Genomic DNA, 15805 nt, shown 5'->3' on the forward strand with positions numbered 1-15805 from the left:
CCCCGGCGGGTACGGCTTCTACGTGCTCCTGCGCGCCCAGGGCGCCTTGCGCGCCGCCCGCAGCGCCCTGCTGCGCCGCAGTCCGGTCAGCCGGTCGGTGTAGACGGTGCCCGCGAGATGGTCGCACTCGTGCTGGAGGCACCGGGCGAACCATCCCGTCCCGGCGATCCGGACCGGCTCACCGGTCATCGTCAGCCCCTCGACGACGGCGTGGTCGAAGCGTTCCGTGCCCGCTTCCAGACCCGGAAGTGACAGACAGCCCTCCGGTCCGCGTACGGTGAGTCCGTCCGCCTCGACCAGTTCGGGATTGACCACGTGTCCCAGATGGCGGACATCGTCGTCGTCCGGACAGTCGTAGACGAACACCTTGAGCGGGACGCCGATCTGATTGGCGGCGAGCCCGACACCCTGTGCGGCGTACATCGTGGCGAACATGTCCTCGACCAGCCGCGCCAGCGACGGGCCGAAATCCGTGACGTCCTCACAGGCGCGGTGGAGCAACGGGTCGCCGAGCAGACTCATCTCCCGGACGAGTCCGGAACTGCCGGGGATCGGGCGGTTTCGCATGGCGGCAAGCGTACGTTCCGCCGGCACCGGGGAGTTCCCCCGGTGCCGCGGTGCGGCCCTCGCGCCGGACATCGATAGGCTGGGCGCGGACCGATGCAAGGAGGATCTAGGACGATGGCAGGCAACACGGAGCCGTTGTCGCCGCGGGCCAAACTGGCCGTGACGGCGGGCAAGGCCGCGGCGGCGGTGTCACGCGCCGCGGGGCGGGGCAGCGGATCGGTGATCGGCGGCCGGGTGGCGCTCAAGCTCGACCCCGACCTGCTGGGGCGGCTGGCGCAGCACCTGGACGTGATCCTCGTGTCGGCGACGAACGGCAAGACGACCACCACGCGGCTGATCGCCGAGGCGCTGCGGGCCACCGGGCCCGTCGTGTCCAACGCGCTCGGCGCGAACATGCCCGCGGGCATCACCTCGGCGCTGGCCGGCGGCTCGGACGCGAAGTTCGGCGTGATCGAGGTCGACGAGAAGTACCTGGCGGGGGTCGCCCGCGACACCACCCCCAAGGCGATCGCCCTGCTCAACCTCTCCCGCGACCAGCTGGACCGCGCGGCGGAGACCCGGATGATGGCCGAGCACTGGCGCGAGGGCCTGTCGGGCTCGAAGGCCGTGGTCATCGCCAACGCGGACGACCCGCTGGTCGTCTGGGCGGCCTCCTCCTCGCCCAACGTGGTGTGGGTGGCGGCCGGTCAGGCGTGGAAGGACGACGCCTGGTCCTGCCCGTCCTGCGGCGGTGTGATGCAGCGCCCCGGCGACGACTGGTTCTGCGGGCAGTGCGGCTTCCGCCGCCCCGCCCCGAGCTGGGCGCTGAACGGCGACTACGTCCTGGACCCGCACGGTTCGGCGTGGCCGATCCACCTCCAGCTGCCGGGCCGGGCGAACAAGGCGAACGCCGCGACGTCGGCCGCCGTGGCCGCCGTCTTCGGGGTACCGCCGCAGGTCGCCCTGGAGCGGATGTACCAGGTGCAGGCGGTGGCCGGACGCTACGACGTCGTCACCTTCCAGAACCGTGAGCTGCGCCTGCTGCTGGCGAAGAACCCGGCCGGCTGGCTGGAGACGTTCTCGCTGATCGATCCGCCGCCCACGCCGGTGATCCTCTCGGTCAACGCGCGCGGCGCGGACGGCACGGACACCTCGTGGCTGTGGGACGTGGACTACACCCAGCTGGCGGGCCACCCGATCTTCGTGCTCGGCGACCGGAAGCTGGACCTCGCGGTCCGCCTCGAAGTGGCCGGTCTCGACTTCCGGGTCTGCGAGACGCTCGACGAGGCCGTGCAGTACGCCCCGCCCGGCCGTATCGAGGTCATCGCCAACTACACCGCCTTCCAGGATCTGCGCCGTCGTGTCGGCAACTGACCCCGGCCCCGGCCACCTCCGGAGAGGACGAAGCATGAGCAACAACGGTCTGCGTCTGGTCTGGGTCTACCCCGACCTCCTCAGCACCTACGGCGACCAGGGCAACGCGCTGGTCGTGGAGCGGCGGGCCCGGCAGCGCGGTCTGGACGTGCAGCGCGTGGACGTGCGCAGCGACCAGCCGGTGCCGACGTCCGGCGACATCTATCTGATCGGCGGCGGCGAGGACCGGCCGCAGCGCCTCGCGGCCGAGCGGCTGCGCCGGGACGGCGGGCTCAGCCGGGCCGCCTCCAACGGCGCGATCATCTTCTCGGTCTGCGCGGGCTACCAGATCCTCGGCCACGAGTTCATCAACGACCTCGGTGAGCGTGAGCAGGGCCTCGGTCTGCTCGACGTGGTCTCCACCCGCGGCGAGGGCGCGCGGTGCGTCGGCGACGTCCTGGCGGACATCGACCCGCAGCTCGGACTGGAGCCGCTGACCGGTTTCGAGAACCACCAGGGCGTCACCCACCTGGGACCGACGGCGCGCCCGTTCGCGCGGGTGCGGTTCGGCCGGGGCAACGGCACCGGGGACGGCACGGAGGGGGCGTACAACGACACGGTCTTCGGGACGTACATGCACGGCCCGGTACTGGCGCGCAACCCGCAGATCGCCGACCTGCTGCTGAAGCTGGCCCTCGACGTGAACGCGCTGCCGCCCACCGACGACCGCTGGTACGAGGCGCTGCGCGCCGAGCGGATCGCGGCGGCCACACAGCCCGCCTGATGAGGCGTTTTCCGCTCTCCTGAGCGGTGTCCGCCTGAGACGTTCCGCGCTCGGTCGAGCGGAGTCCAGCAGGCGGACGGCCGGTTCGGTCCCGCCACCCTGCGCCGGTAGGGTGGCGGGGATCCAGCCGGACGACGTGGTCCGGTCGTCGACTAAACGTTGCAAAGGTTCTCGGGCCATGCGCATTGGTGTACTCACCTCCGGCGGCGACTGCCCCGGCCTCAACGCCGTCATCCGTTCCGTCGTCCATCGCGCGGTGGTGGACCACGGCGACGAGGTCATCGGATTCCACGACGGCTGGAAGGGCCTGCTGGAGTGCGACTACCGCAAGCTCGACCTCGACGCGGTGGGCGGCATCCTGGCCCGTGGCGGTACGATCCTCGGCTCCTCCCGGGTCCAGCCGGCGCATCTGCGTGACGGGGTCGAGCGCGCCCGCGGCCATGTCGCGGACCTCGGTCTCGACGCCATCATCCCGATCGGCGGCGAGGGCACCCTCAAGGCCGCCCACCTCCTCTCCGAGGCGGGGCTCCCGATCGTCGGTGTCCCCAAGACCATCGACAACGACATCGCCTCCACCGACGTCACCTTCGGCTTCGACACCGCCGTGGGCGTCGCCACCGAGGCGCTGGACCGGCTGAAGACCACCGCCGAGTCGCACCAGCGGGTGCTGATCGTCGAGGTCATGGGCCGTCACACCGGCTGGATCGCGCTGCACTCCGGGATGGCCGCCGGAGCCCACGCCATCGTGGTGCCCGAGCGCCCCTTCGACATCGACGAGCTGACCGAGCTGGTCGGCAAGCGTTTCTCGGCGGGCAAGAAGTTCGCCATCGTGGTGGTCGCCGAGGGCGCCAAGCCCCGCGAGGGCTCCATGCAGTTCGAGCAGGGCGTCAAGGACATCTACGGCCACGAGCGGTTCGCCGGGGTGGCGACCCAGCTCTCCGGCGAACTGGAGCAGCGGCTCGGCAAGGAGGCCCGCCCGGTCATACTCGGCCACGTCCAGCGCGGTGGCACGCCGACCGCGTACGACCGGGTCCTGGCGACCCGGTTCGGCTGGCACGCGGTGGAGGCGGCGCACCGGAGCGAGTTCGGGATGCTGACCGCGCTGCGCGGCACCGACATCGTGATGGTGCCGCTGGCGGAGGCGGTCGAGACGCTGAAGACGGTCCCGGCCGACCGGTACGCCGAGGCGGAGTGCGTGCTCTAGGGACACGTCGTTCCAGAACTGCCCCCGGCCGCGACCGCTGCCGGGGGCAGTTCTACTCTGGACCGGACAACCGGCACGAAACGGGGACACGTCCCCAGCGGGAGCGAACTGATGGATCACAGCGGGCACGGCATGAACATGGATCTGCCGCCGTTCACGCTGGGACGGGGGCTGGAGCTCTCCGTCGACCCGTTCTTCCTGACCGGCTGCCTCCTGGCGCTCGCCCTGTACGGGTACGGCGTGGTGCGGCTGCGCCGGCGCGGGGACGGCTGGCCGGTGAACCGGATCGTGTTCTTCACCGTGGGCGTGCTGAGCATCGCGCTGGTGATGTGCACCAAGCTCAACGACTACGGCATGGTCATGTTCAGCGTGCACATGGTGCAGCACATGGTGATCAGCATGCTGTCGCCGATCCTGCTGCTGCTGGGCGCGCCGGTGACGCTGGCGCTGCGCGCGCTGCCGCCGGCCGGCCGGGGGCGGACCGGGCCGCGCGAGTTGCTGCTGAAGCTGCTGCACAGCCGGTACATGAAGATCATCACGCACCCGGTGTTCACGATCCCGCTGTTCATCGCGAGCCTGTACGCGCTGTACTTCACCCCGATCTTCGACTTCCTGATGGGCTCCAAGCCCGGCCACATCGGGATGATGGTGCACTTCCTGGCGGTCGGCCTGGTCTTCTTCTGGCCGATCATGGGGGTGGACCCGGGTCCGCACCGGCCCGGCTACCTGATGCGGATGCTGGAGCTGTTCGCCGGGATGCCGTTCCACGCCTTCTTCGGGATCGCGCTGATGATGGCGTCGACGCCGATGGTGAAGACGTACCGGAACCCGCCCGCCTCGCTGGGCATCGACGCCCTGAGCGACCAGAACTGGGCGGGGGGCATCGCGTGGGCGTTCAGCGAGATCCCCTCCGTGCTGGTGCTCATCGCGCTGGTCTACCAGTGGTACAACTCCGAGCAGCGCGTCGCCCGGCGCACGGACCGGGCCGCCGACCGCGACGGCGACAAGGAGCTGGAGGCGTACAACGCCTATCTCGCCTCTTTGCAGGCACGCGGGCAGTAGCGCGGCGGGCGCGTACGGGGCGACCATGGGGGGAACGGCCGCGCGGCCGACGAGGAGCGTGCGCGCATGTCCGGATCGACGAAGACCATGGGATACCTGACCGTCGGGGCGCTGGTCGCGGTGACCGCGTACACGGTGGCGCTGGGAAGCAGCGGCTGGCTGTGGTTCGGCTGGGTGGTGCTGGGCCTGTGCACCCTCGGCATGCTGGCCACCCGCGACACCTGAGCGCCGCGGCGGGTGACCACGCCTGACGGGCTCCGGGGCGGGTACGAGGCGGAGAACCGGTTCACTGCGGTCACACGGCGGTACCGGGGGCCTACGCTGTTGATCCCCCGGTACCACCGTGTCGGGGTGACCGCGCGGTCCCGAGTCGGCCCGGCAGAGCGAGGTGCGCCCTCAAGGTGTTCTACTACGTCCTGAAATACATCGTGCTGGGCCCCGTACTGCGGCTGCTGTTCCGCCCCCGTATCGAGGGCCTGGAGAACATTCCGGAGGACGGCGCGGCGATCGTCGCGGGCAACCACCTCTCGTTCTCCGACCATTTCCTGATGCCGGCGATCCTGAAGCGCCGTATCACCTTCCTGGCGAAGGCCGAGTACTTCACGGGCCCCGGCCTCAAGGGCCGGCTGACCGCCTACTTCTTTCGCAGCGCGGGCCAGATCCCGGTGGACCGGTCCGGGAAGGACGCGGGACAGGCGGCCATCCGCGAGGGGCTCGGTGTGCTGGGCAAGGGCGAGCTGCTGGGGATCTACCCGGAGGGCACCCGCTCGCACGACGGCCGGCTCTACAAGGGCAAGGTCGGGGTCGCGGTCATGGCGATCACCGCGGGCGTGCCGGTGATCCCCTGCGCCATGGTCGGAACCTTCGAGATCCAGCCGCCCGGCCAGGTCGTGCCGAAGATCAAGCGGGTAGCGATCCGGTTCGGCGAACCGCTGGACTTCTCCCGCTACGCGGGCATGGAGAACCGGAAGGCGGCGATCCGGGCCGTCACGGACGAGATCATGTACGCGATCCTCGAACTCTCCGGTCAGGAGTACGTGGACGAGTACGCGGCCAAGGTGAAGGCGGCCGAGCAGGAGAGCGCGCCGCCGAGGAAGTTCCCGAAGCTGCGACGCTGAGCGCGAATTCGCCCCTGGCGGAGCGGCCTCGTCCCGGCGGGCGCACTCCCCTAACGTCCCTCCCATGAGCAAGGGACACGCATGGGTACTGGGAGCGACAGGGCAGATCGGGCGGGCCGCGGTGCGGGCGCTGGCCGAGGACGGCTGGGAGGTCACCGCGGCCTCGCGGGGCGGTGGCCGGGACGCGGGATGGGACTTCGGAGTGCGCGCGGTGGCGCTCGACCGGGACGAGGAGGGGGCGCTGGGGAAGGCGCTGGGCGACGGCTGTGACGTGCTGGTCGACATGGTGGCGTTCGGCGGGGCGCACGCCCGGCAGCTGACGGGGCTGTCCGGCCGGATCGGGTCCGCCGTCGTGATCTCCAGCGGTGCGGTGTACGAGGACGACCGGGGCCGCAGCTTCGACACCCAGGCGGCGAGCGACGGCTTCCCCCGCTATCCGGTGCCGCTGCCGGAGACCCAGCGCACGGTGGCGCCGGGGGACGCCACGTACGGGACGCGGAAGGTCCTGCTGGAGCGGGATCTGCTGGCGGCGGGTGGGGACCTGCCGGTGACGCTGCTGCGCGCGGGCGCGGTCCACGGTCCGCATTGCCGCACACCGCGTGAGCTGTACGTGGTGAAGCGGCTGCTCGACGGGCGGCGGCGCCGGGTGTTCGCGTACCGCGGGGAGAGCCGTTTCCATCCGGTCCATGTGTCCAACGCGGCGGAGCTGATCCGGCTGGCCGCCGGGAGGCCGGGATCCCGTGTGCTGAACGCGGCGGATCCCGAGGCCCCCACGGTCGCGGAGATCGCGTCGGCGATCGATGACGTGCTGGGGCGGGAGACGGAGACGGTGCTGATCGACGGCGCTTCCCCACAGGGGCAGGTCGGGGTGACGCCGTGGAGCGGCGCCCACCCCGTGGTGTACGACATGACGGCGGCGGAGGAACAGCTCGGGTACCGCCCGGTGACCGGGTACGCGGAGTCGCTGCCGGAAACGGTCGCGTGGCTTTCCGGACAGCTGGCGGAGCGCGACTGGCGGGAGGCGTTCCCGAAGATGCTCGCCAACTACGGCGCATGGCTCTTCGACTACGCGGCGGAGGACGCCTGGCTGGAGGCGTACGACCGGGGCCGCCGTTGAGCAGCCCCGGCCGGACGCCTCCGCGGCCGGGCTACGGCTTCGGCGTGGCGTGCGGAGCGCACGTCACATCGCGCCGGTCGGTCTTCCCGGTGAGCAGGTAGGCGTCCACCCGCTCGTTGACGCAGGGGTTGACCAGCCCGGTGACGCCGTGGGACCCGGCGTTCCTCTCGGTGATGAGCCGGGACCCCTTGAACCGCTTGTGCAGTTCGACCGCGCCCGCGTACGGGGTGGCGGCGTCGCGGGTGGACTGCACGATGAGGACCGGCGGCAGGCCCTTGCCGGTCTTCACGTCCAGCGGGGTGTGCTGCTTGGCCGGCCAGGTGGCGCAGGGCAGGTTCATCCAGGCGTTCGCCCACGTCATGAACGGGTACTTCGCGTGCAGCCGGGTGTTGTCCCGGTCCCAGGTGCGCCAGTCGGTGGGCCACGGGGCGTCGGCGCATTCCACGGCGCTGTAGACCGCGTTGCCGTTCTCGGAGGCGGCGTTGCCCGCGAGGTCGCTCATGTCGGGGGCGGCGGCGTCGATCAACGCCCGGGTGTCACCGGCCCGGTAGGCGCTCCAGGTCTTGGCCGTGGGGGCCCAGGCGGAGTCGTAGTACGGCGCGCCCTGGAAGAAGCCGATGAGTTCGGCGGGTCCGACCACGCCTCCGATGGGCTTCTTCTTTGCGGCGGCCCGCAGCTCCAGCCATGCCTCCTCGACCTTCTGCGGGGTGTCGCCGATGCCGTAGACGGAGTCGTGTTCGGCGACCCACGCCTTCCAGTCGTCCCAGCGCGTCTGGAAGGCGATGTCCTGGTTCAGGTTCGCCCGGTACCAGATGTTCTTGCGCGAGGGGTCGACCACGCTGTCGACGACCATGCGCCGCACGTGGTCCGGGAAGAGCGTGCCGTAGACGGCGCCCAGGTAGGTGCCGTAGGAGACGCCGAGGAAGTTGAGCTTCTTCTCCCCGAGAGCGGCCCGGATGACGTCCAGGTCGCGTGCCGTGTTCGGCGTGGTCATGTGCGGCAGCATCGCACCGCTGCGCTCGCCGCACCCCTCGGCGTACTCGCGGGCCAGCTTGCGCTGGGCGCGCTTGTCGGCCTCGGTGTCGGGTACGGGGTCGGCCTTGGGGGCCTTGACGAACTCCTGCGGGTCCACACAGGAGATCGGGGCCGAGCGGCCGACACCGCGCGGGTCGAAGCCGACGAAGTCGTAGGCCTTCGCGGTCTTCGTCCAGAGCGGGTTCTTGTTGGTGATCCGGGTGGGAAAGCGCATGCCCGAGCCGCCGGGGCCGCCGGGGTTGTAGAGCAGGGCGCCCTGGCGCTCGCTCGGCGTGCCGGTGCTGACGTGCCGGTCGACGGCGAGTTTGATCTTCTTGCCGTGCGGCTCGGCGTAGTCGAGCGGCACGGTCACCCAGCCGCACTGGATGGGAGCGGGCAGACCCCAGTCCGCGGGGCAGTGCTTCCAGTCGATCCCGGCCTGCGCCGCCCGGTGTGCCGCGACGGCGACTCCGCGCGCCTCCGCGTCGCCCCGTCCGTGATGGCGGCCGTCCGCGCTCGCGGCGGGTGCGGCCATCGCCCCCGCTATGAGCGTGCCCGCGACGAGAGCCCCGGCCGAGCCGAGCACCGTGGTACGTCTCACGTGGAACCTCCCCCTTCATCCGATCCGCCGCCGAAGGCGGCGTGGTCATCGGTACGTGCGGGGGATCCTTCCGTCTGCGGGGCGTCCGGGGCCAGGGCGTACACCTGTTTCTTTACCGAACCCATAACCGGTGAAGGAGGTTCGCTGAGCGGACTCCGTCGGCCGAGCCTCCCTCAGCCCGCGTCGTGGTCCGCCTTCAGCCCGTCCAGCAGTTCGCCCATCGCATCGTCCAGGGTCCTTCGCAGCAGGCGGGCGTCGGTGGCCACGGCGGTCACCAGGACGGCGGGGCCGACGAGCGGGGTGAGGACGGCGGTGGGGCCGAGCAGACGGGACGGGGGCGGGGCATCCACGAACGCCGGGTCGGCCAGCAGGAGTTGGCCGACCGCGCGGTGGCCGGCCAGGACGGCCGCGCCGTTCCAGCCGCCCGGAGCGCCGGGGCCGTAGGCGAGTTGCTGGTCGAGGAGCGGGCGGCCCGCGCGGTGGACGGTGAGGCGGGTGGTGAGGGCGCCGGTGGGTTCGCCGTGGCGGCCGAGGATCTGTTCCTCGCGCAGCAGCAGGCGTGCGGTGGGGGCGAGTTCGACACGGGTGGCCTGGCGCAGGTCGCTGCCTCGGGCGGAGACGAGCTGTTCGGGGAGCCAGTGCAGGGTCGCCCCCTCCCCCACGGTCAGGTTCACCGTGTACGTGGACGGGTCGGCGTCCGGCCGTGGACCCGGGAGGGCGACGGTGGCCGCCGCCGCGTCGACGGTGAGGCGGGCGCCGTCCGCGATCTCGGCCTCGACGGCGAGGCGGTCGCCGTTCAGCGGGGCGCTCATCGCGCCGACCACGGTGACCCTGGCGTACGAGGAGTGCGGGGAACGGGTGCGGCGCAGGGCGAGCGGGCCGTCGCTCTCCAGGACGGGCAGGGCGGTGCCGCCCCGCCCGTCCGGCTCGGCGCGGAGCCGGGCCCGCGCGTGGACGCTCACGCGGTCCAGGCGGTGAGCCGGTCGCGCACCCAGGCGGCGACCGGTCCGACGCCCTCGGCGGAGGTCAGCGAGGTGAAGGCGACGGGGAGTTCGCCGCGCTGCTTCTTGGCGTCGAGGGCCATGCGCTCCAGGTCGGAGCCGACGTGGGGGGCGAGGTCGGTCTTGTTGACGACGAGGAGGTCGGCGGTGGTGACGCCGGGGCCGCCCTTGCGGGGGATGTCGTCGCCGCCGGCGACGTCGATGATGAAGATCTGGGCGTCGACCAGTCCTTTGGAGAAGGTGGCGGTGAGGTTGTCGCCGCCGGACTCGACGAGGATCAGGTCGAGGGGGCCGACGGCCTCCTCCAGGTCCTCGACCGCTTCGAGGTTGGCGGAGATGTCGTCGCGGATCGCGGTGTGCGGGCAGGCTCCGGTCTCGACGGCCTGGATCCGCTCGGGCGGCAGGACGGCGTTGTTCAGGAGAAAGTCGGCGTCCTCGCGGGTGTAGATGTCGTTGGTGACCACGGCGATGGAGAGCCGGTCGCGCAGTACCCGGCAGAGGGCGGCGACGGTGGCCGTCTTGCCGGAGCCGACCGGACCGCCGAGGCCGATGCGCAGGGCGCGCCGGGTGCCGTCGGGACGGGTGGCGTCGGCGCCGACGGCGGCGGGGCCGTCGTGGATGTGGCCGAGGTGCATGAGGGCTCCCTGGGGTGGTCGAGCGGGTGGTTACGAGGCGAAGAGGCGGACCGGCCAGGCGGCGTGCGCCTCGGCGGTGATGTCGAGGAGCGGGGCCGAGGCGGCGGGCAGGGCATCGATGCCTTGCCGGGCTGCCTCGGCGGCCTGTTCCGCGACCCGGTCCAGCTCGGGGGCGAGCCGGGCCAGGACGGCGGTGGCGTGGAAGGGGTCGAGGGACAGGAGCCGGACGACGGCGGTGGCGGGACCGCTCACGGTCTCGTACGCGGCACAGTGGGCGGCGTCCTCGGGGTCCAGACCCGCCGACCGCGCGGTGAGCCCGAGGACGACGGGCTGGTGGGCGCCGCGCGGGCGGGCCGCGGCGAGCGCGTCGAGGTCGGGGCTCGGCCAGGTGGCGCGGGCCGCCCGCATCATCTGGCGGCCCAGCTTGCGGGCGGTGGCCCGCAGGGCGGGTGAGGGCGTTCGGGCATCGGCGGCCTCGTCGAGGGCGAGCGGGTCGAGGCCGTGGGCCGCCGCGGCGGCGAGCGCGGCGGCGGTGAGGCCCGCGGTGTGCAGCCGTCCCCGGCAGAAGTCGGCGAGGGAGGCGGTGTCGTGGACGCGGCCCTCGGCGACGGCCGGTTCGGCGCCACCGGAGTGGGCGTGGCCCCCGGCGGGGAACCGGCCGTCCGTGAGGACGAGCAGTGCGGCACGGGACATGGGTCGGTCCGCTCAGAAGAGGAAGTAGCGCTGGGCCATGGGCAGTTCCGCCGCCGGTGCGGGCTCGACCGGATCACCGTCGATGGTGACGGCGAAGCTGTCGGGGTCGACCTGGACGCGGGGCAGGGCGTCGTTCTCGCGCATGTCCGCCTTGGTGACGCCGCGGGTGCTGGTGATCGGCGCGAACCGCTTGTGCAGGGCGAGCCGTTCGGGCAGTCCGTCCTCGATCGCCGCCGTGGGGACGAAGGTGACGGAGCTGTGCGCGGCGGCGCGGCCCAGCGCGCCGAACATCGGCCGGGGCAGCACGGGCTGGGGCGTCGGGATGGAGGCGTTGGCGTCGCCCATCTGGGCGTACGCGATCTGGCCGCCCTTGATGACGGTCTGCGGCTTCACCCCGAAGAACGCGGGGTCCCAGAGGACGAGGTCGGCGAGCTTGCCCGTCTCCACGGAACCGATCTCGTCGCCCATGCCCTGGGCGACCGCCGGATTGATGGTGTATTTGGCGACATAGCGACGGACCCGGTGGTTGTCGGCCACGCCGTCTCCGGGGAGCGCTCCGCGCCGCTTCTTCATCACGTGGGCGGTCTGCCAGGTCCGCAGGATCACTTCCCCGATGCGCCCCATGGCCTGGGAGTCGGAGGAGATGATCGAGATGGCTCCGAGGTCGTGCAGGATGTCCTCGGCCGCGATGGTGGAAGGCCGGATCCGGGATTCGGCGAACGCCAGGTCCTCGGGGACGGCGGGGTTGAGGTGGTGGCAGACCATCAGCATGTCGAGGTGTTCCTCGACGGTGTTGACGGTGTGCGGCCGGGTGGGGTTGGTCGAGCTGGGCAGGACGTACGGCTCGGAGACCACGCTGATGATGTCGGGCGCGTGCCCGCCGCCCGCGCCCTCGGTGTGGTAGGCGTGGATCGTGCGGCCCGCGATGGCGGCGAGGGTGTCGGCGACGAACCCGGCCTCGTTGAGGGTGTCCGTGTGGATGGCGAGCTGCGCGCCGGTCCGCTCGCAGACGGTGAGGCAGGCGTCGATGACGGCGGGCGTGGCGCCCCAGTCCTCGTGGATCTTGAATCCCAGGGCACCGCCGCGCAGTTGGGAGTGCAGGGCGTCGTGGGACATCGTGTTGCCCTTGCCGAGCAGCCCGATGTTGACGGGGAGGGTGTCCAGCGCCTCGAACATCCGGGCCAGATGCCAGGGGCCGGGCGTGACGGTGGTGGCCTTGCTGCCCTCGGCCGGCCCGGTGCCGCCGCCGACGAGGGTGGTGATGCCGCTGGAGAGCGCCTGGTCGACGAGGGTGGGCGAGATGAAGTGGACGTGGGCGTCGACCGCTCCGGCCGTGAGCAGCTTCCCGTTGCCGGCGATGATCTCGGTCTCGGGCCCGATCACCAGGTCGGGGTGGACCCCGTCCATGGTGTCCGGGTTGCCGGCCTTGCCGATGCCGGTGATCCGGCCGTCCCGGATGCCGATGTCGGCCTTGACGATGCCCCAGTGGTCGATGACGACGGCTCCGGTGACGACCGTGTCGGGCGCGCCCTCGGCGCGGGTGGTACGGGCCTGGCCCATCGACTCGCGGATCACCTTGCCGCCGCCGAACACCACCTCGTCGCCCGCGTTTCCGGGACCGCCCGAGCGGTCCTCCTCGATCTCGACGAAGAGATCGGTGTCGGCGAGCCGGACACGGTCGCCGGTGGTGGGCCCGAAACAGGTCGGCGTACACGGCTCTGTCGAGGTCAGGCATCGAGGGCACCTCCGGTTTCGCCGCGCAGGCCGGGGACGACGCGGCGGCCGGCGAGGGGCACGAGTTCGACGTCGGCGGGGATGCCGGGTTCGAAGCGGACCGCCGTGCCGGCGGCGATGTTCAGCCGCAGACCGCGGGCGGCGGCGCGGTCGAAGCGCAGGCCGGGGTTGGCCTCGGCGAAGTGGTAGTGGGAACCGACCTGGACCGGGCGGTCGGCGGTGTTGAGGACGGTGAGGCGGGTGACCGCCCGCCCCTCGTTGAGGGGGATGCCCCCGTCCCCGTACAGGATCTCTCCGGGAATCATCGGCGCCGCCCCGTCAGACGATCGGGTCGTGGACGGTGACGAGCTTGGTGCCGTCCGGGAAGGTGGCCTCCACCTGGACGTCGTGGAGCATCTCGGGGATGCCCTCCATGACGTCGTCACGGGTGAGCAAGGTCCGCCCGGACGCCATGAGTTCGGCCACCGTACGGCCGTCCCGTGCGCCTTCCAGCAGATGGGCGGTGATGAGCGCGACGGCCTCGGGGTGGTTGAGCCGCAGCCCGCGTGCGCGGCGCTTCTCGGCCACGTCGGCGGCCACATGGATGAGCAGGCGTTCCTGCTCGTGCGGGGTCAGTTGCACGCTTCCACCTCATCGTCTTCCGTCCGGCACCGGCTCCGGACGCAGCGGGACCCTATCCGTGTTCAACAATTCGTTGAAGACGAAAGGGCCACTCGCGTCCAGGCATTGCACGTTAGGGCGGAAGTTTTTCCGGCGCGTTAACCGGTCTTTTGCGTCTTCATGGCCATCAGCCCGCGCAACCCGCCTTCCAGCACGTCCGGCCGGACGTCCCCGAAGAGCGCCTCCTGCACGATGAACCCCTGCGCGGTCGCGATCATCGTGCGCGCCACATGGTCGCTCGGCACGTCGCTCGCCAGGATTCCGGCGGACCGGTAGGCGTCGACCAGATGTGCCCAGACCCCGCGCATGGCGGCGTACCCGTCGTCCAGCAGCGCGGCGAGCCGCCGGTCGCGCAGTGTCTCGGACCAGAGCTGCACGACGAGCGCGGCGAAGGTGCGGCGCTCCAGTCCGTGCACCTGCCCCGCGAGGACCCCGCCGAGGACTCGCGCGAGCAGCGCGTCCGGGGTGGGCGGCGGCGTCATACGGGCGGCCTCCTCGAAGGCGCCCCGGATGACGCCGAAGGTCTCCTCGGTGATGGCGGCGATGATGTCGTCCTTGCCGGGGAAGTAGCGGTAGACCGCTCCGGCGGACAGCCCCACCTCTTTCAGTACGTCCTGCATGGACGTGCCGTGGAAGCCGTTGCGGGCGAAACAGCGCGCCGCGCCGTCGAGGATCTGACGGCGGCGGGCGTCGAGGTGTTCCTGGGATACGCGAGCCATGGGCTCAACCTAAAACGAACGTTCCTTCTTGACAATCGAACGGAGGATGCCGACAGTGGGGGCGAAGCGTAAAACGAACGATCCTTCTTTTTGAGTCCCTTCCTCCGCGCCCCCCGCGGACTTCTCCCAGCCCCCGCTGCCCGATGAATCGAGGCCCTTCCATGTCCACCGCACCCAACCGCCGCGCGGTGGCGGCCATCCTGCTGGTCCCCCTGGTGGCGGCCTTCGCCCTCTGGGCGTTCGCCTGGCCCGCCTCCCGGATCGCGCCACGCGACCTCCCGGTCGGGGTGGCGGGCGCGGCCCCGGCCGCCGAGCGGCTGGAGCAGCGCTTCGAGCAGCGGGACGGGGCCTTCGAGGTGCACCGCTTCGCCGACGAGGCCGCCGCCCGCGCCGCCATCGAGGAACGGGTCGTATACGGGGCCGTCGTCGCCGACCCGCGGGGGCCGCTGCTGCTCACGGCGTCCGCCGCGAGCCCGGTCGTCTCCCAGCTGCTGCGCGAGGCCGTGACCGCGTCCGTTCCCGAGGACACCCCGGTCCGGGTCACCGATGTGGTGGCCGCACCCTCGGGCGACCCGCGCGGCAGCGTGCTCGGCGCGAGCATGCTGCCGCTGGCCCTGGCGGGGATGGCGGCCGGAGCCATGGTCACCCTGATGGGGCTGCGCGGGGTACGGGCCGCGGTGACCCTGGCCGCGTCGGCCGCACTGGTGGGCCTCGCCGCGACGGCCGTGGCACACAGCTGGCTCGGGGCGCTCACGGGCGACCGGTGGGCGGAGGCGGGCGCGCTCGCCCTGACCGTGCTGGCCATCGGTTCGGCGGTGGCGGGGCTCGCAGCCCTGCTCGGGCCGCGCGGCATCGGCGTCGGCGCGCTGCTGATGGTCCTGCTGGGGAACTCCTTCTCCGGGGTCACCAGCGCTCCCGAGCTGCTGCCGGAACCCGTCGGGGCGATCGGCCAGTGGCTCCCGCCCGGCGCGGGCGGTTCGCTGCTGCGCTCGGTCGCCTTCTTCGACGGCGGCGCGGCGGGCGGCGCCGTGCTGACGCTCTCGCTCTGGTCGGCGCTCGGACTGGCGGTCGTGCTGCTCGCCCGGCGGACGCCCGCCACCGCCGAGCCGGTCGAGCCCCGTCCCGCCGACCCCGCACGGGAGCCGGCCCCGACCGGCTGAGCCCCGACGGCGGCCCGGCGGAGCCGGGCGCCCCTCCTCCGGGAGGGGCGCCCGGCTCCGTGCTGTCGCGGGGCTGTCGGGGCCGGGTCGTCAGGCGTCCTGGTCGCCGCCCCGCGGGTGGTGCTCGGCGGCGATGCCGAAACTGCGCCGTTCGCCCTGAGCGGAGCGCGCGGAGCCGATCGAGGAGACCGAACTGATCACCTGCTCCTCGCCCCTTGCTTCATCCGCCTCAAGCCGTTGCAGGTCAGCGGCGGACACCAACGCGACGAGCGGCTTGCCGTGCCGCGTCACGACGACGCGTTCACCGCCGTAGACGACGCGGTTGATCAGTTCGGCGAGCTCCGCCCGTGCTTGCGTCACCGGAATCTCGTAGGCCATGGTCCCCATCATAACCTTCTGTACGT

Annotated in this window: 17 protein-coding genes and 1 pseudogene; 8 read left to right on the forward strand and 10 right to left on the reverse strand. The window is 72.0% G+C overall.

The genetic code is table 11. The features are described 5' to 3' along the window. Window positions 1-18: 18 nt before the first annotated feature. Window positions 19-567, reverse strand: a complete 549-nt coding sequence (gene def / locus QFZ71_RS02115) for a peptide deformylase (protein WP_307666535.1) — start codon at window positions 565-567, stop codon at window positions 19-21. 114 nt (window positions 568-681) lie between these two features. On the opposite strand from def, the gene QFZ71_RS02120 reads away from it, so the two are divergent. The 7 genes from QFZ71_RS02120 (at window position 682) to QFZ71_RS02150 (ending at window position 7184) form a co-directional block, all read left to right on the forward strand. Then, window positions 682-1920 (forward strand): MurT ligase domain-containing protein, encoded by a 1239-nt coding sequence (locus QFZ71_RS02120; protein ID WP_307666536.1) that lies wholly within the window; start codon window positions 682-684, stop codon window positions 1918-1920. A 34-nt stretch (window positions 1921-1954) separates the two neighbouring features. Continuing rightward, a complete protein-coding gene (locus QFZ71_RS02125; protein ID WP_307666537.1) occupies window positions 1955-2683 on the forward strand; it encodes a type 1 glutamine amidotransferase in 729 nt (242 codons plus the stop codon). 178 nt (window positions 2684-2861) lie between these two features. Continuing rightward, entirely contained in the window at window positions 2862-3887 is a 1026-nt protein-coding gene (locus QFZ71_RS02130; protein WP_307666538.1) for a 6-phosphofructokinase, read from the forward strand. 111 nt (window positions 3888-3998) lie between these two features. After that, a complete protein-coding gene (locus tag QFZ71_RS02135; protein ID WP_307666539.1) occupies window positions 3999-4949 on the forward strand; it encodes a cytochrome c oxidase assembly protein in 951 nt (316 codons plus the stop codon). 66 nt (window positions 4950-5015) lie between these two features. Next, the gene (locus QFZ71_RS02140) at window positions 5016-5174 is read left to right on the forward strand and encodes a hypothetical protein (RefSeq protein ID WP_307666540.1); all 159 of its coding nucleotides are present in this window, start codon (window positions 5016-5018) and stop codon (window positions 5172-5174) included. Window positions 5175-5350: 176 nt separating this feature from the next. Further along, window positions 5351-6067, forward strand: coding sequence for a 1-acyl-sn-glycerol-3-phosphate acyltransferase (locus QFZ71_RS02145; RefSeq protein WP_307666541.1), 717 nt, complete (start codon window positions 5351-5353; stop codon window positions 6065-6067). A 64-nt stretch (window positions 6068-6131) separates the two neighbouring features. After that, complete coding sequence (locus tag QFZ71_RS02150) at window positions 6132-7184, forward strand: NAD(P)-dependent oxidoreductase (RefSeq protein WP_307666542.1); 1053 nt, start codon at window positions 6132-6134, stop codon at window positions 7182-7184. A gap of 31 nt (window positions 7185-7215) precedes the next feature. On the opposite strand, the gene QFZ71_RS02155 is transcribed toward QFZ71_RS02150, so the two are convergent. From QFZ71_RS02155 to QFZ71_RS02190, 8 genes and pseudogenes are all read right to left on the reverse strand, one after another. Beyond that, window positions 7216-8799 carry an alpha/beta hydrolase gene (locus tag QFZ71_RS02155; RefSeq protein WP_307666543.1) on the reverse strand — a complete coding sequence of 528 codons (1584 nt, stop codon included), beginning with the start codon at window positions 8797-8799 and terminating at the stop codon, window positions 7216-7218. Between the two features lie 173 nt (window positions 8800-8972). Beyond that, window positions 8973-9761, reverse strand: a complete 789-nt coding sequence (locus QFZ71_RS02160; protein WP_307666544.1) for an urease accessory protein UreD — start codon at window positions 9759-9761, stop codon at window positions 8973-8975. After that, window positions 9758-10435 (reverse strand): urease accessory protein UreG, encoded by a 678-nt coding sequence (gene ureG, locus QFZ71_RS02165; protein ID WP_307666545.1) that lies wholly within the window; start codon window positions 10433-10435, stop codon window positions 9758-9760. The genes QFZ71_RS02160 and ureG overlap by 4 nt, the downstream gene beginning before the upstream one ends. Before the next feature lie 30 nt (window positions 10436-10465). After that, window positions 10466-11128: an urease accessory protein UreF gene (locus QFZ71_RS02170; protein WP_307666546.1), complete on the reverse strand. Its 663-nt coding sequence runs from the start codon at window positions 11126-11128 to the stop codon at window positions 10466-10468. A gap of 12 nt (window positions 11129-11140) precedes the next feature. Continuing rightward, window positions 11141-12863, reverse strand: a pseudogene (locus tag QFZ71_RS02175) (urease subunit alpha). Next, window positions 12856-13167, reverse strand: a complete 312-nt coding sequence (locus QFZ71_RS02180) for an urease subunit beta (protein ID WP_307666547.1) — start codon at window positions 13165-13167, stop codon at window positions 12856-12858. Before QFZ71_RS02180 ends, QFZ71_RS02175 begins: the two are co-directional and overlap by 8 nt. A gap of 13 nt (window positions 13168-13180) precedes the next feature. Further along, window positions 13181-13483 carry an urease subunit gamma gene (locus QFZ71_RS02185; RefSeq protein WP_307666548.1) on the reverse strand — a complete coding sequence of 101 codons (303 nt, stop codon included), beginning with the start codon at window positions 13481-13483 and terminating at the stop codon, window positions 13181-13183. A 137-nt stretch (window positions 13484-13620) separates the two neighbouring features. Continuing rightward, window positions 13621-14241 carry a TetR/AcrR family transcriptional regulator gene (locus tag QFZ71_RS02190; protein WP_307666549.1) on the reverse strand — a complete coding sequence of 207 codons (621 nt, stop codon included), beginning with the start codon at window positions 14239-14241 and terminating at the stop codon, window positions 13621-13623. Between the two features lie 161 nt (window positions 14242-14402). Here QFZ71_RS02190 and QFZ71_RS02195 point away from each other — a divergent pair, with 161 nt between their 5' ends. Further along, a complete protein-coding gene (locus QFZ71_RS02195; RefSeq protein ID WP_307666550.1) occupies window positions 14403-15401 on the forward strand; it encodes an ABC transporter permease in 999 nt (332 codons plus the stop codon). A gap of 90 nt (window positions 15402-15491) precedes the next feature. Here the strand turns inward: QFZ71_RS02195 and QFZ71_RS02200 are convergent, their stop codons facing one another. Beyond that, window positions 15492-15779: a type II toxin-antitoxin system Phd/YefM family antitoxin gene (locus QFZ71_RS02200; protein ID WP_307666551.1), complete on the reverse strand. Its 288-nt coding sequence runs from the start codon at window positions 15777-15779 to the stop codon at window positions 15492-15494. Window positions 15780-15805: the final 26 nt, after the last annotated feature.

The sequence above is a fragment of the Streptomyces sp. V2I9 genome (assembly GCF_030817475.1).
In the GTDB taxonomy this organism is placed as follows: domain Bacteria; phylum Actinomycetota; class Actinomycetes; order Streptomycetales; family Streptomycetaceae; genus Streptomyces.

Coding starts and splice junctions, on each gene's coding strand:
- def (WP_307666535.1), bottom strand. CDS start 567: ATGCGAAACCGCCCGATCCCCGGCAGTTCCGGACTCGTCCGGGAGATG.
- QFZ71_RS02125 (WP_307666537.1), top strand. CDS start 1,955: ATGAGCAACAACGGTCTGCGTCTGGTCTGGGTCTACCCCGACCTCCTC.
- QFZ71_RS02195 (WP_307666550.1), top strand. CDS start 14,403: ATGTCCACCGCACCCAACCGCCGCGCGGTGGCGGCCATCCTGCTGGTC.
- QFZ71_RS02190 (WP_307666549.1), bottom strand. CDS start 14,241: ATGGCTCGCGTATCCCAGGAACACCTCGACGCCCGCCGCCGTCAGATC.
- QFZ71_RS02130 (WP_307666538.1), top strand. CDS start 2,862: ATGCGCATTGGTGTACTCACCTCCGGCGGCGACTGCCCCGGCCTCAAC.
- QFZ71_RS02120 (WP_307666536.1), top strand. CDS start 682: ATGGCAGGCAACACGGAGCCGTTGTCGCCGCGGGCCAAACTGGCCGTG.
- QFZ71_RS02135 (WP_307666539.1), top strand. CDS start 3,999: ATGGATCACAGCGGGCACGGCATGAACATGGATCTGCCGCCGTTCACG.
- QFZ71_RS02200 (WP_307666551.1), bottom strand. CDS start 15,779: ATGGCCTACGAGATTCCGGTGACGCAAGCACGGGCGGAGCTCGCCGAA.
- QFZ71_RS02170 (WP_307666546.1), bottom strand. CDS start 11,128: ATGTCCCGTGCCGCACTGCTCGTCCTCACGGACGGCCGGTTCCCCGCC.
- QFZ71_RS02180 (WP_307666547.1), bottom strand. CDS start 13,167: ATGATTCCCGGAGAGATCCTGTACGGGGACGGGGGCATCCCCCTCAAC.
- QFZ71_RS02150 (WP_307666542.1), top strand. CDS start 6,132: ATGAGCAAGGGACACGCATGGGTACTGGGAGCGACAGGGCAGATCGGG.
- ureG (WP_307666545.1), bottom strand. CDS start 10,435: ATGCACCTCGGCCACATCCACGACGGCCCCGCCGCCGTCGGCGCCGAC.
- QFZ71_RS02140 (WP_307666540.1), top strand. CDS start 5,016: ATGTCCGGATCGACGAAGACCATGGGATACCTGACCGTCGGGGCGCTG.